Source organism: Streptomyces panaciradicis, from assembly GCF_023516615.1.
Lineage (GTDB): Bacteria > Actinomycetota > Actinomycetes > Streptomycetales > Streptomycetaceae > Streptomyces > Streptomyces panaciradicis.
This window is the reverse complement of record NZ_JAMGBF010000129.1, coordinates 42,255-54,340: the sequence shown is the minus strand read 5'-3', so window position 1 is coordinate 54,340 and position 12,086 is coordinate 42,255. Positions and strand designations below refer to the sequence as shown.

The window sequence follows — 12,086 nt, the reverse complement described above, 5'->3', positions numbered from 1 at the left end:
GCGCCGACAGCCCCTACGCGTGACCGAGGCCGGCGAACGTCTCGGCGAGGCCGCGGCGAAGCGGCGCGGGGAGCTGGTGGACCGGGTCGATCTTCTCGACCAGGTCATGGCCGTGACCTCCCGCGCCGACGCCGTACGCCATGGCTGGCTGCACCGCATCGTGGCGGTGGTGTGCCGTGACGAGAGCGGAAGAATTCTCCTGGTGAGACGCTCCCCGCGCCATCCGCGCTTTCCGGGGCGCCTGGAGGCCTTCGTCGCGGGCGCGGTGAAAGCGGGGGAGTCCTACGAGGAGGCGGCTGCTCGCGAAGTGCTCGAGGAACTCGGGGTACGAGTCGCGGCGCGGCGTGTGGACAGGTTCCTCAACCTGGACAGCCCGACCCCCCACTGGATGGGGCTCTACGAGTGCCAGGTCCCGGCGACTTCCATCGTTGCCGATGACCGCGAGATCGTGCAGGTCAGCTGGCATTCCGTCGGAGCTGCCAGAACGCTGTGCGCCGCGGGGGTGCTGACGCCGGAGAGCCGGCCGGTGCTCTGCCGGATCACCGGCTGACGGCCCAAGGTCCCATTGGGGGCGGTGTCAGCCGGCGTACTGGCCGCGGACGATGCTGTCTCCGGAGTGGTCGGGCTTGCCGTTGTAGGGCTGGACGGAGACGTCGACCACGGAGTACTCGCGCAGGTCGATGTTGTTGGGCACGGGCAGGGTCGCCCGGCCTTTGGAGTCCAGGACGCCCATCGACACGAGCTTGGTGTGGGTGCGGTCCATGAGCCACACCTCGAAGTAGCCGGACGTGCGCGGCAGGCCCTTGACCGTCACGGTGAGAGTGCGGTGCCCGCTGGCGCCGTTGAGCCGTGCGTACCCGGCCGAGTTCGCCTGCAGAGAATCCAGCCGCCTGCCGTCGGCGACGGACACCGTCGTGCCGTCCCGGGTGACCCACCAGGTGATGGTGCTGCCTGCGGCGGCGCCCAGAAGGGCGGCGCAAGCGGCAAGTGTCACGCTCAGGCGGCTCAGGCGCCGGGACCTTGTCCGGGCGGGCGTCGGCGAGGGGGCCTGGCCGCCGGTCCGGTCCTGCTCGCCGACGTTGCCTCCTGCGCCCTCATGCTGATGAGGGAGGTCCAGCTCGCTTGCGATGGAATCCCAGACGTCGGCTGGAGGCGGGAGCAGCTCACCCTCCTGGAGAGGCTGTCCCTTCATGGTCAGGACGACGTGGCGCAGGGCGTCGAGCTCACGCGCGCAGTGCGCACACGTACGCACGTGCTCTTCGTCCGGAGGGGACGGATTCTCTCCGATCGCCATGAGCGCCAGTGCTTCTTCGTCAGTGTGCTCCACCGTCCACCTCCAATCGCTTCTTCATGCGCATCAGCCCGCGCCGTGTGTTGCTTTTGACGGTCCCCAGCGGAAGTCCGGTGCGCTGGGCGATCTGCGCCTGGGTGAGATCCTCGTAGAACGCCATCTCCAGGACGGTCCGCTGGTGTTGGGGAAGGCGGTCCAGTTCGTCCGCCAGCACCACGAAGTCGACCACGGAATCCGTCGGGGCATCCTGCCGGGTCACTTCCGCGGCGCCTGCCACGGTGACCGCTTCGATGTCTCTTTGATGCCGGGAGCGACGGATCAGCGCGTCGGCCACCTTTTTGTGGGTGATGCCCATCAGCCAGGTCTTGAGGGAACCACGCTGCGGATCGTAACTCTTGCGACCGCGCCACGCACCGACGAAGACCTGCTGAGTGACGTCCTTCGCCTCCTCGGTGTCTCCCAGTCGCTTCGTCGCCACGGTGAAGATCAGCGCACCCCAGCGGCGGTAGGCCTCGTTGAGGCAGGATTCGTCGCCGTCGGCGAATCCCTGGCCGAGCTCCTCGTCCGAGCGGGTGCTCATGACGGCAACAGTAGCCGCAAGTACCTGGGAGCCGCCCCATCCCGTCGTCACGTCGGCGCCTCCACAGCAGTGACGACAAGGTTGTTCTGATAGCCGCCCTTGTCCGCGAGGTAGGGGCCCGCACAGGTGATCAGGGTCAGGACCGCCGGCCCGTCTCGGCGGAACGCTCCGGACGCTGCCAGGTCCCGTTTGCCGATGGTGCGGCGCGAGCTGACGCGGTACTGCACCTCGCCGCCGTCCTTCTGCCGTACGAGCACCCGGTCACCCGCGCGGACGTCGTCGAGGGCGACCAGCACCCCCAGTCCGCGCCCCTTCGAGTCGACGTGGCCCACGATGACCGTCGAGCCTTTCGGGGAGCCGGGTTCCGGCGAGTAGCGGTACCACCCGACCTGCTTGGGGTTGGCGGGTATCTCGATCTGACCGTCGGCTGCGACACCCACCGCCTTGACGGCCGCCCGCACGTCGAGGCGGGGCAGGACCAGTGACGACGGTTCGCTCGTCCTCGCCTGCCTCGGCGCTTCGTCACCGCGCGCCATGGCGGCGGACGGCTCCTTCGTCGTAACCCGCGGTGTCCGAGGGGAGGAGACGGGGCCCGCGCCCGACGTCGGACCGAAGTCCCGGGCACCGGCCGCCGGGCCCCCGAGCCGGGCATCGACGAGAAGCAGCGCGGAGACGATGAGCCCCACCAGGGCAGCGGACAGTCCCGTGAGCAGCAGAAGCCGTGACGAGGGCTTGCTCATGCAGCGTTACCTCTTCTCCGGGAGAAGGGCGGGGTGCCGCCGGACCGGCAGTGGCGGCACCCCGATGGGCGTGGGCCTCAACGCGCGGTACGGCGCAGCCGCACGAGAAGTCCCGCGGCGGTCAGCGCCGACACCGCGCCCAGGGACAGAGCACCGAGCGGAACACCCTCGTTGTGAGCGGCGGCCGCACCGGTCTCGCCGGCCGGGACGCCGCTCGGTGCCGAGTGCATTCCGGTGAGGGACTGCGTCTTGAGCTGCAGGTTCTTGTCGGCGGCACTGCCCCAGGCGTAGACCACCGTGTTGGTGCCCTCGGCCAGGTTCAGCTTGGCGGGTCCGATGGCCACGGTGTCGGTGCCGGCAAGGACCACGTCGGCGGAGACGGTGCCGGCGGCGACCTCGCCCTTGGCCTCCTTGGGGTTCACCAGGTCCTTGAAGACGGGCGTCCCGTTGGCCCGGACGTCGACCGCGGGCGCTGCGGCCACGTGCCGTACCGTCAGCCGGGCCTTCCCGGCGGGGATCTTGGACATGTCGTTGACGTACGCGTCCAGCGTGGGCTTGCCGTCCGCCGTGAGGTGGGCGACCAGCGTCGCGTTCGCGCCCGCGGGCACGTCCACCTTCTTCTCGATGGCCGGGGTGCCGTTCGGACCCTCACCTTCCTTGAAGATCTTTATGTCGTAGGAGCCGGCGTCCAGCTTCATCGGGTCGGTGAGCGTGCCCGGTTTGAAGTCCGGGATCAGCTCCTTGTCCCCGGCGTAGACGTCGACGGTGAGGCCGGGCACGGCGTGCAGCACCGACACCATGGCCTGATCACCAGCGGCCCGCGGCTGAGCCGACGCGGAGGCCCCGGCAGTGACGGACAGGGTGACGGCAATGGCGACGGCCACGGTGGCGCCCGCAACACGTGTGTTCATGACGGTCTTCCCTTTCGATCGAGACCCGCTTGAACCTTCGTGGCAAGGCATTCCGTCGACGGGCGGAGGATGGTTTCACCCGGTGGCACATCTTTTTGGGGCGTCACGGGCCGGCGGCCGGCGAGAAGCGGCGAGCGCGGGGGGCGCGGGTGCGTCGAAGCGGTTGCGGACGCGCGTGAGGTCGGTGAGGAGCGTGGCGGAGGTGAGGCGGGTGGTACTGCGCGGGCGTACCAGATGGCCGATGGGGAGGTTGCCGACGGAGGCCCAGCACAGCCGGCCGGCCGGGTCGATGAAGCTGCGGGTCAGACCCCGGTTGTCGGGGTGGAGACAGTAGGGGACGTCGAGGTAGCCGCGGCGGAAGGCGCGCAGCAGGGCCTGGGACAGGTCGGGGTGCAGGTCGAGCACGGCGTGCACGAGGGCGGCCGCCTGTTGGTACGTGGGGCTGTCGGCCGGGTGGTGAAGCGGGGCCGGGGCGGTGCGTGCCGCCGACTCCGCGGCGGCCGCCGCCAGTTCCAGGGCGTCGACGTTCTCCTGGATCGTGGGGATGCGCTGTGACTCGGCGACCGTCTTGACGATGAGTCGTTCCGCTCCGGTCCGCACGGCGAGTTCGGCAGAGCTCTCCAGCAGCCGCCGGGCGCCATGCTCGGTCTGCGGGAAGACACCCATGTAGGTGTAGACGACCACGTGCCAGTCGTCCGTCGGCAGGAGCTCCGCGCACAGGCGGCGCAGGGCCGCGATCGCCTCGGTGTCCTGTTCGGGGTTGGTCTGCTGGGCGTAGCTGACGGACAGGCTGCGTATGCCGTGTCGCAGGAAGAACAGGGCTTCCAGAACGCTGAGGGCGACCAGCAGGCTCGGCGGGCACAGTTGGCCGAGCATGCAGCCGCCGAAGGTCTCCAGATGGGGTTCGCGGCCGGCCTCGCGCAGGGAGGCGAACAGTTCGCAGGCGGCGGCCCACTGGCTGACGGATTCGGCCAGGGGAGTCCTGCCGTAGGGCAGACAGTAGGAGACGGGTCCGCCTTCGCTGGCGTCCAGGCCGAGGGCGGCCAGGGCCCGGAAGATGCCGACCGGCCGGGCCGAGCCGTGCCGGACCTGGACGGGGAAACCGGGGCCCTGAATGCCGTCGAGCACCCGCGCCGTGGTGGCCGGGGGGTGGGTGACGACGGGATAGCCGTTGAGGGCCGTGCCCTCGCGCAGAGCCGCGGCGGCGGCTTGGAGGTGGCCGACCCGGGTGTGGGCGTCCAGGGTGATGGTGCCGACGGTTCGAGCGGCGGACGCTCGGGTGGCGGCCAGGCCGGCACGCATGGCGGCGGGGTCGCTGAAACCCATGCGGGGCTGGACCACCAGCCGGCCGTTTCCGCCGTGGGCGCGGACGAAGTCGCCGAAGCCGCGCGCAGCCGACCCGGACGGGACACAGCCGGGGCGGTGGCCCGGCAACGTGTCCGGCACCGACAACTTGTCCGGCACTGGTGATTTGTCCGGCACAGGCGACCTCATACGGAGACGCTCATCTGCTCGTCGGCATGGCGCCGTTGCACGGCGGCGCGCTCCGCGCCGCTCTCCAGCGCGCGGTCCGCTCCGGGGCCCAGCTCGTCGAGGAAGCGGCGGAAGGCGGTCAGGGTGTCCGCACCGTCCTCGAAGACGGCGTCGAAACCGGCGGCCAGGAGCCGCTCGGTGTGGGAGGTGGCGCCGCCGTCCACACCGAGTTTGCCGCCGATCGCGACGGGCAGGGTGGCGGTCAGCTCGTCCTCACGGAGCGCGCGGATCACCCGCAGCCCGTCCTGGGCACCGTGACCGTTGACGCTGCTGATGACCACCGCTGACGGGCGGATCTCCCGGCAGTGGTGCACCAGCAGTTCGTCGGGGACGCACGGGCCCAGATTGACGACCTCGTAACCGAGTTCTTCCAGCAGGAGCTGCAGGTAGACCAGGTTCCAGGTGTGGGAGTCGGAGGCCACGGTGGTGACGACGACCGTGGCCCGGGCCGGGGTGTGGGCGCGGTCGGCGGCGGTGTCGGCCGGCCGGGACAGGTCAGCCATGCGTGTGCTCCGCGTCATGGGCGACCCGGGTGCGTTCGATGCGGGTGGCGGAGACGGTGGTCTCACCGTCGACGACGACCTCCACCGGACTGGGCCGGCCCAGGAACATCAGCAGGCTGGCCGTGGGCCCGTAGGCGCCGGTGTTGGGTATCGCAAGGAGGTCGCCGGGCGCCAGATCGGCCGGGACGGTGACGTCGCGGCCCAGGACGTCGCCCGGGGTGCACAGCGGGCCGGCCAGCGTGACCTGACGGCTGTCCTGATCCACCGGGATCTCCACGGAGACGGGCAGCAGCCGGCCGAGGCCCGACATCCCGCCGAAGACGTTGATGCCCGCGTCCAGCACGGCGAAGGTGTGGCCGCGCCCGGTCTTGAGGTTGCCCACCGAGGTGAGGAGATGGCCGCTGTCACCGACGAGGTAGCGGCCGGACTCCACGGCGATCCGCGGCAGGCCCTGACGCCAGCCGGGGAAGAACACGTCCAGTGCGGCGGCGAGTTCGCCGCGGAGCTTGGGGTACATGGCGCGTTCGCCGGTGCGGCCGTAGGGCACGGAGAAGCCGCCGCCGATGTCCAGCACGCGCAGGTCCACGCCCAGTTCGTCCTGGATGCGGGCAGCGGTCTCCAGCGTGTGCCGGAACTCCGCCAGCAGGCTCTCCTCGTCGCGGGCGTTGCTCTGCGAGAACAGGTGCAGCCCCGCAACGGACGTGCCCGGCACGGACGTCAGCGCCGCGGCGCTCTCGCGGACCGTCTCACTGTCGATGCCGAACTGGGTGGGCTTGCCGGTCATGCGCACCCCGCTGGCGGCACTCGCCGTCACGCTGTTGATGCGCAGCAGGCACTGGGCGGTGGTGCCGTGGGCCAGGGCAGCGCGGCCTATGTGCTCCAGGTCGCCGAGGGACTCGGCGGAGAACAGGCCCACGCCGCCCCGCATGGCCTCGTCGAGTTCGCCGGCCGTCTTGCCCGGCCCCGTGTAGAGGATGTCCGCGCCCCGGTAGCCCGCCCGCAGCGCGGTGGCCAGCTCGCCGGTGGAGCTGATCTCCGCCTTGCAGGCCGGCCCGTCGCCGGTGCGCAGTGCGCGCACCAGGTCGGGGTGCGGGTTGGCCTTGAAGGCGTAGTACACCTCCACGCCCTCGGGCAGGAAGCCGAACAGGTCGCGGCGCGCGGCGCGGACCCGGGTCAGGTCGTAGACGTACAGCGGGGTGCCGTACCGCTGGGCGAGGTCGCGGTGGCGGTGGCTGACGCTCACGGGCGCTCTCCGTCCATCAGGGCGGCAAGTTCCCGCCGGGCGTTCTTGCCGTGCAGGGTGAGCGGGAACGTGGTCAGGACCCTGCAGCGGGCGGGCATCTTCGCGGTCTCCAGGCGTTCCATCAGTTCCCGTACGACCGTGCGCTCGTCCAGGTCGCTCTCGACGAACAGGGTGAGATCGTGGCGGTCGTCCGGGGGCAGTGCTGCGGCAGCCCGCACACCGGGGATGTCCAGGGCCGCGGTCTCGATCTCCACGGTGCTCATGCGGATGCCCTTGCGCTTGAACATGTCGTCGCGGCGGCCCTCGAAATAGAGGTAGCCGTCCTCGTCGAGGTGTCCGTAGTCGCCGGTGTGCAGCCGGACGACGGTCGGGTCTGCGGGGTCGGGACGGAAGCTGCGTGCGGTGGCCTCGGGGTTGCGCCAGTAGCCGCGCATCACGTGCGGGCCGACGGCGACGATCTCTCCGACGGCGCCCGGTGGCAGGGGAGCGCCGTCGGGGTCGCAGATCAGCACGCGGGTTCCGGGCAGGGCTCGGCCGACGCTGTGCGGTCGCTCGTGCTCCTGCTCGGGCGGCATGACGGTGATCCGCTTGGCCTCCGTCTGCCCGTACTGCCGCACCACGCGGGCGCCGGGGAAAAGGGCGCGCAGGGCGTCGGCCGTGGCGGTGGGCAGGGCGGCGCCGGTGTTGGTGAACATCCGTACGGGGGGCCGCTGTTCGGGGTGGCGCCGGGCGAGGGAGACGATCATCGTGGCGTAGGAGGGGACCAGCGGCACCACGGTCGTGCCCGTCTCGTACATGCGGCGCAGCACGGTGAAGTCCGAGTCGCCGTCGGCGAGGACGATCTCGCAACGGGCCAGGCAGGTCATCAGGACCTTGTACAGGCCGTAGTCCCACGACATCGGGAACCGGCAGAAGACGACGTCGTCGGAGCGGTAGCCCAGGGCCCGGACCAGGGCGGTGGAGGCGAACACCACCGCGGCGTGCGGGCAGGCCACGGCCTTCGGGGCGGCGGTGCTGCCAGAGGTGTAGATGAGGGCGGCCAGGTCGTCGCCGGACACCTCCGGAGTGGACGTGGAGGGCCCGGGCTGTGATGCCGCCGCCTCGGCGAGGACGTCGGCGATGTCGTGGACGGGGGCCTCGGTCAGGGGACGCAGGCGCCGGAGGCCCTCAGCGTCGGTCAGTACGAGGGCGGGTGCGGCGTCGGCGGCGACGGACCGCAGGTGGAACGGCTTCATGGCCTGATGCACGGGCACGAAGACCGCCCCGAGCCGCACCGTGGCGTAGAACAGGGCCGCCAGCTGCCGGCCGGTGGGCAGTTGCAGCAGGACACGGTCGCCGTGGCCGACACCGCGGGCCGCCAGCCACGCGGTCAACCGGGCGGCCTCCTCGGCCAGTCGGGCATAGCTCCAGACGCCGGTCGCGTCCCGCACGGCGGGCCGGTGCGGGCTGTCGGCCACGGCCGCGTCCAAGAGGCCGTGCACCGTCCGACCGCCCGACTCCGGGGGCAGGGTGCGTCGTTCGATCAGATCCTGTGGGGTTGCCAATGCTCCGCTCTCCGTTCTCCGGCCCGGCGGGTCTGTGCGAGGAGCGGACGTGGCCTGCCGCGAGCGGGCATGGGCCGCGCAACCGCCCCTGGGATGCACCCAGCTGACCACCGGCCCCTGACGTTCGGCTCACCGGCGGCTACCGGATCACTAATGACGCACGTCGGCGACGGTGGCCGGCCCGCCGGTAGCCGACGACAACCGGATCGTTAGGACCGACTGCTGTGCTGGTCACCGACGCCGGATTCCGCAGAAAGGGCGGTTGCTCCGCATGACGACCACTGAAGACGTCCTGGCCTGCATCACCCGCCGGGTCGGCGACCAACCGATGAGCGAGACCAGCGAGTTGACCGACCTGGGCGTGGACTCCCTGGTGCTGCTGCGCATCATCACCGACCTGGCGGCGAGCGAGACGCAGGAGATCGAGCCGCACGACCTGGCGCGGCTCGTCACCGTCGGCGACCTGGCGGAGTTCGTCGACCGGTGGAACGGGGGGCCGCGCCCGTGACCGCCCTCCACCTGCGGCAGCACACACCCGCGGCGCACCCCGAGGAGCACGCGGACGTGCTTCCCGTGACCGACGCCCAGCGCAGCCTGCTGTTCATCCAGGAAGCCGCCGCCCGCAAGGACCTGTACAACAACAGCTTCCGCATCGTCTTCGACAGCGCACTGGACGCCGAGGCCATGCGCAGCGCTCTGGAGCGGCTGGTGCTGGTGCAGCCGGCACTGCGCACCGTCTTCCGTGCCGGCCCCGAGGGACCCGAGGCCCGCCTCGCGAGGGAGGTCACGCTGCCCTGGGAGACGGCCGGGCACGACGGCGCGGCAGCGTGGGAGACCTGGCTCGACGAGCAGACCGAGGAGTTCGTCCGGCTGCCGCTGGACCTGTCCCGCGCCCCGCTGTGCCGGTTCCGGCTGCTGGTGTCCGCGCCGGACGCGCCCGCCCGCTCGGCCCTGCTGGTGACGGTGCACCACACCGTCAGCGACGGAGTCTCCGTCCGGGTCCTCGTCGACGAGATCTGTGCCGGATACCGGCAGGCCCTGGGGCGCGCGGTGGCCGACGGGCAGGAGGACCCCGCGGCGCTGGCCCGCAAGCGCGAGAGCAGCTTGCGCGCGGAACTGGCGGCACAGTGCGCGGCGGCTCGGACGGCGGTGGACGCCGGCGAGGCCGACACCCTCGCCGCACTCCTGGCGGGCGTGGCCCCCACCACGCTGTACCCGGTGCCCGGGCGTCCCCAGGACACCTCCCACCGGGCCGAGCGGCTGCGGCTGCTGCTCGATCGGCCACAGCGCACGAGCGTGGAGCGAGCCGCCCGGAACCTCGGCACGACACCGTACGAACTGCTGCTGGCGTGCTACGCACTGCTGCTCGGCGACTACGCCGGCAGTGACGACGTCCTGGTCGGCAGCCCCTTCGCGACCCGCCGCACGGTGGCCTCGCACCAGCTCTGCGGGTTCTTCGTCAACACCCTGCCCATGGCGCTGCCCGCCCGCGACATGCCGTTCGAGGCACACTGCCGTGAGGTGTCGGCGACAGTGCGCGAGACCCGGGCCCGGCAGTCGGTGCCCTTCGACGCCCTGGTCACGCGCCTGGCCCCGGAGCGCGCCGGCAACCGCAACCCGGTCTTCCAGTGCATGTTCGCCATGCAGGACGAGCTGCGCACCCGCGTGGCGCTGACGCCGTGGAGCGAGGGCCGCATCGAGATCCTGGAGAACGGCTCGGCCAAGTTCGACCTGTGGCTCGGGGCGACCGCCGTGGAGGACGGTCTGCGCATCGAACTCGACTACGACCAGGACCTGCTGCCGGAGTCCTATGCGCGCCGCTTCCTCGCCGAGTACCGCGAGCTGCTGCTGCAAGCGGTCGAGACGCCCTCGGCGGGCACCGGGAGCCTGCTGGCCGGACTCGGCGCACGGCGCGGCATGATGCGGCGGGTCCTGCGCCGGGGCGCCGACGGCCGTCCCGACGCACCGGGCGGGCTGCTCGGCCTGGTGCGCGAGGCCGCGCGCCGCCACCCCGATGCCGTCGCCGTCCGGCAACCGTCCGGCTCCGAGGTCAGTTACGCGGAACTGCTGCGCCGCACCGAGCGGACCGCCACCGGTCTGGCCGGGCGCGGTGTGAGCCGTGGTGACGCCGTGGCAGTCGTCCCGGGCGACCTGGTGGAGACGGTGGTGGCGATGCTCGCCGTCCTGTGGTGCGGGGCGGCGTACCTGCCGCTGGACACCGCACTGCCCGCCGAACGGCTCACCTACATGATCGAGCAGTCCGGGTGCCGGTTGGTCATCGGCCTGCCTGGTGCGGATGCGGACGGACCGCCGCGCGCCACCCCCGCGCAGCTGGAGGCCGAGGCCGGCGCGGCCGACGCACCTCCGGCGGCGGACGGCACGGACCCCGTGTACATCATGTTCACCTCCGGCTCCACCGGCCGCCCCAAGGGCGTGCACATGGGCCAGGGCCCCCTGCTGAACCTGCTGCACTGGCAGCTGCGCGAGCTGCGCATGGGTCCGGACAGCAGGTTCCTGCAGTACGCGCCCCTCGGCTTCGACGTCTCCTACCAGGAGATCTTCCCCACGCTCGCCTGCGGGGGCACGGTGGTCGGACTCGGCGCGCTGGACCGCAGGGACCTGACGGCCGTGGCCCGGCTGGCGGAGCAGGAGGAGCTGACTCACCTCTATCTGCCGGTCGCGGTGGCCGGTGCGTTCGCCGGAGCGGTGGAGAGTGCCGGGCTGAGCCTGCCCACCGTGCGCCACATCTGCGTGTCGGGGGAGCAGCTGAACCTGGACGAGAGGCTGCGGCGGCTGCTGGCACGGGACCCCGAGCGTGAACTGGTCAACCTGTACGGCCCGACCGAGACCACCGCGGTCACCTGGCACGTGGTGCGCGGCGACGACCTGCCCGCCCACGACCACGTTCCGGTGGGCCGTCCGGTGCCGGGCGTCGACGCCTACCTGCTCGGCCCCGACGGCCGTGACGTGCCGCCCGGCGCGGTGGGCGAACTGTACCTGGGCGGAGTCTGCCCGGCGGTGGGCTACGTCAACGACCCCGAGCACACCGCGGCGGCGTTCCTGCCGGCACCCGGTGCGCCGGAGGGCTCCACCGCCCGGGTCTATCGCACCGGCGACCTGGCTCTGCTCGCGGAGCACGGCGCCCTGGTGTTCCTCGGCCGCCGCGACGCGCAGGTCAAGGTGCGCGGGCACCGGGTGGAGCTCGGCGAGCTGGAGTCCGCCGCCGAGCGCCTGCCCGACGTGGGCGAGGCCGTCGCGGCGGTGACGGGCACCGGGGAACAGGCCGCCCTGTGCCTGTTCCTGCGGCCGACCGGTCCGGCGCAGCCGAAGGAGTCGGCCGTCCGGGCCCACCTGGAGCAGATCCTGCCCTCCTACATGCTCCCGAGGTACGTACGGCTGATCGACGCGGTGCCGTTGACTCCGAACGGCAAGGTCGATCGCACAGCCCTGACGAGCGCGCTCGGAGCGGGCCGGCTGCGCACCGCCCAGCCGGCCGAGGAGGGCTCCGGCTGGGAGCCGGCCGGGACCGAACGCATGGTGCGCGACCTGTGGACGGCGCTGCTCGGCACCGCGCCGAGCGGCCCCGACGACTCCTTCTTCGCGCTGGGCGGCAACTCCTTCGACGTGCTGAAGCTGATCGCCGCGCTGCGGGAGAACACGGACCGCGCCCCGACGGTCAGCGACTTCTTCCGCCGGCCGACCGTCCGGGCGCTCGCCGCCCACCTGGACGGGGGTGCCTGA

The 12,086-nt window shown here is 71.9% G+C and carries 11 protein-coding genes; 3 read left to right on the top strand and 8 right to left on the bottom strand.

The features are described from left to right. The first annotated feature begins 19 nt into the window (after nt 1-19). Nucleotides 20-550, top strand: a complete 531-nt coding sequence (locus M8J74_RS33785) for an NUDIX domain-containing protein (RefSeq protein ID WP_249840087.1) — start codon at nt 20-22, stop codon at nt 548-550. Between the two features lie 27 nt (nt 551-577). Here the strand turns inward: M8J74_RS33785 and M8J74_RS33780 are convergent, their stop codons facing one another. The 8 genes from M8J74_RS33780 to M8J74_RS33745 form a co-directional block, all read right to left on the bottom strand. Beyond that, the gene (locus M8J74_RS33780) at nt 578-994 is read right to left on the bottom strand and encodes an anti-sigma factor (protein WP_372500349.1); all 417 of its coding nucleotides are present in this window, start codon (nt 992-994) and stop codon (nt 578-580) included. 319 nt (nt 995-1,313) lie between these two features. Further along, nucleotides 1,314-1,871, bottom strand: coding sequence for a sigma-70 family RNA polymerase sigma factor (locus M8J74_RS33775; RefSeq protein WP_249840086.1), 558 nt, complete (start codon nt 1,869-1,871; stop codon nt 1,314-1,316). 47 nt (nt 1,872-1,918) lie between these two features. Next, nucleotides 1,919-2,611, bottom strand: coding sequence for a class F sortase (locus M8J74_RS33770; protein WP_249840085.1), 693 nt, complete (start codon nt 2,609-2,611; stop codon nt 1,919-1,921). 77 nt (nt 2,612-2,688) lie between these two features. Beyond that, nucleotides 2,689-3,522 (bottom strand): DUF4397 domain-containing protein, encoded by an 834-nt coding sequence (locus tag M8J74_RS33765; RefSeq protein WP_249840084.1) that lies wholly within the window; start codon nt 3,520-3,522, stop codon nt 2,689-2,691. A gap of 75 nt (nt 3,523-3,597) precedes the next feature. Further along, entirely contained in the window at nt 3,598-5,016 is a 1,419-nt protein-coding gene (locus M8J74_RS33760; protein WP_283948926.1) for a methylaspartate mutase, read from the bottom strand. After that, complete coding sequence (locus tag M8J74_RS33755; RefSeq protein WP_249840082.1) at nt 5,013-5,558, bottom strand: cobalamin B12-binding domain-containing protein; 546 nt, start codon at nt 5,556-5,558, stop codon at nt 5,013-5,015. The genes M8J74_RS33760 and M8J74_RS33755 overlap by 4 nt, the downstream gene beginning before the upstream one ends. After that, nucleotides 5,551-6,801 (bottom strand): type III PLP-dependent enzyme domain-containing protein, encoded by a 1,251-nt coding sequence (locus M8J74_RS33750; protein ID WP_249840081.1) that lies wholly within the window; start codon nt 6,799-6,801, stop codon nt 5,551-5,553. The genes M8J74_RS33755 and M8J74_RS33750 overlap by 8 nt, the downstream gene beginning before the upstream one ends. Then, nucleotides 6,798-8,345: an AMP-binding protein gene (locus M8J74_RS33745; RefSeq protein WP_372500347.1), complete on the bottom strand. Its 1,548-nt coding sequence runs from the start codon at nt 8,343-8,345 to the stop codon at nt 6,798-6,800. Before M8J74_RS33745 ends, M8J74_RS33750 begins: the two co-directional genes overlap by 4 nt. A gap of 271 nt (nt 8,346-8,616) precedes the next feature. On the opposite strand from M8J74_RS33745, the gene M8J74_RS33740 reads away from it, so the two are divergent. Next, a complete protein-coding gene (locus M8J74_RS33740) occupies nt 8,617-8,853 on the top strand; it encodes an acyl carrier protein (protein WP_249840080.1) in 237 nt (78 codons plus the stop codon). Next, nucleotides 8,850-12,086 (top strand): non-ribosomal peptide synthetase, encoded by a 3,237-nt coding sequence (locus M8J74_RS33735; protein WP_249840079.1) that lies wholly within the window; start codon nt 8,850-8,852, stop codon nt 12,084-12,086. The genes M8J74_RS33740 and M8J74_RS33735 overlap by 4 nt, the downstream gene beginning before the upstream one ends.

What these genes read in the sequence shown, in the direction of transcription:
- M8J74_RS33775 (WP_249840086.1), bottom strand. Translation starts at nt 1,871, where the DNA reads ATGAGCACCCGCTCGGACGAGGAGCTCGGCCAGGGATTCGCCGACGGC.
- M8J74_RS33770 (WP_249840085.1), bottom strand. Translation starts at nt 2,611, where the DNA reads ATGAGCAAGCCCTCGTCACGGCTTCTGCTGCTCACGGGACTGTCCGCT.
- M8J74_RS33765 (WP_249840084.1), bottom strand. Translation starts at nt 3,522, where the DNA reads ATGAACACACGTGTTGCGGGCGCCACCGTGGCCGTCGCCATTGCCGTC.
- M8J74_RS33760 (WP_283948926.1), bottom strand. Translation starts at nt 5,016, where the DNA reads ATGAGGTCGCCTGTGCCGGACAAATCACCAGTGCCGGACAAGTTGTCG.
- M8J74_RS33755 (WP_249840082.1), bottom strand. Translation starts at nt 5,558, where the DNA reads ATGGCTGACCTGTCCCGGCCGGCCGACACCGCCGCCGACCGCGCCCAC.
- M8J74_RS33740 (WP_249840080.1), top strand. Translation starts at nt 8,617, where the DNA reads ATGACGACCACTGAAGACGTCCTGGCCTGCATCACCCGCCGGGTCGGC.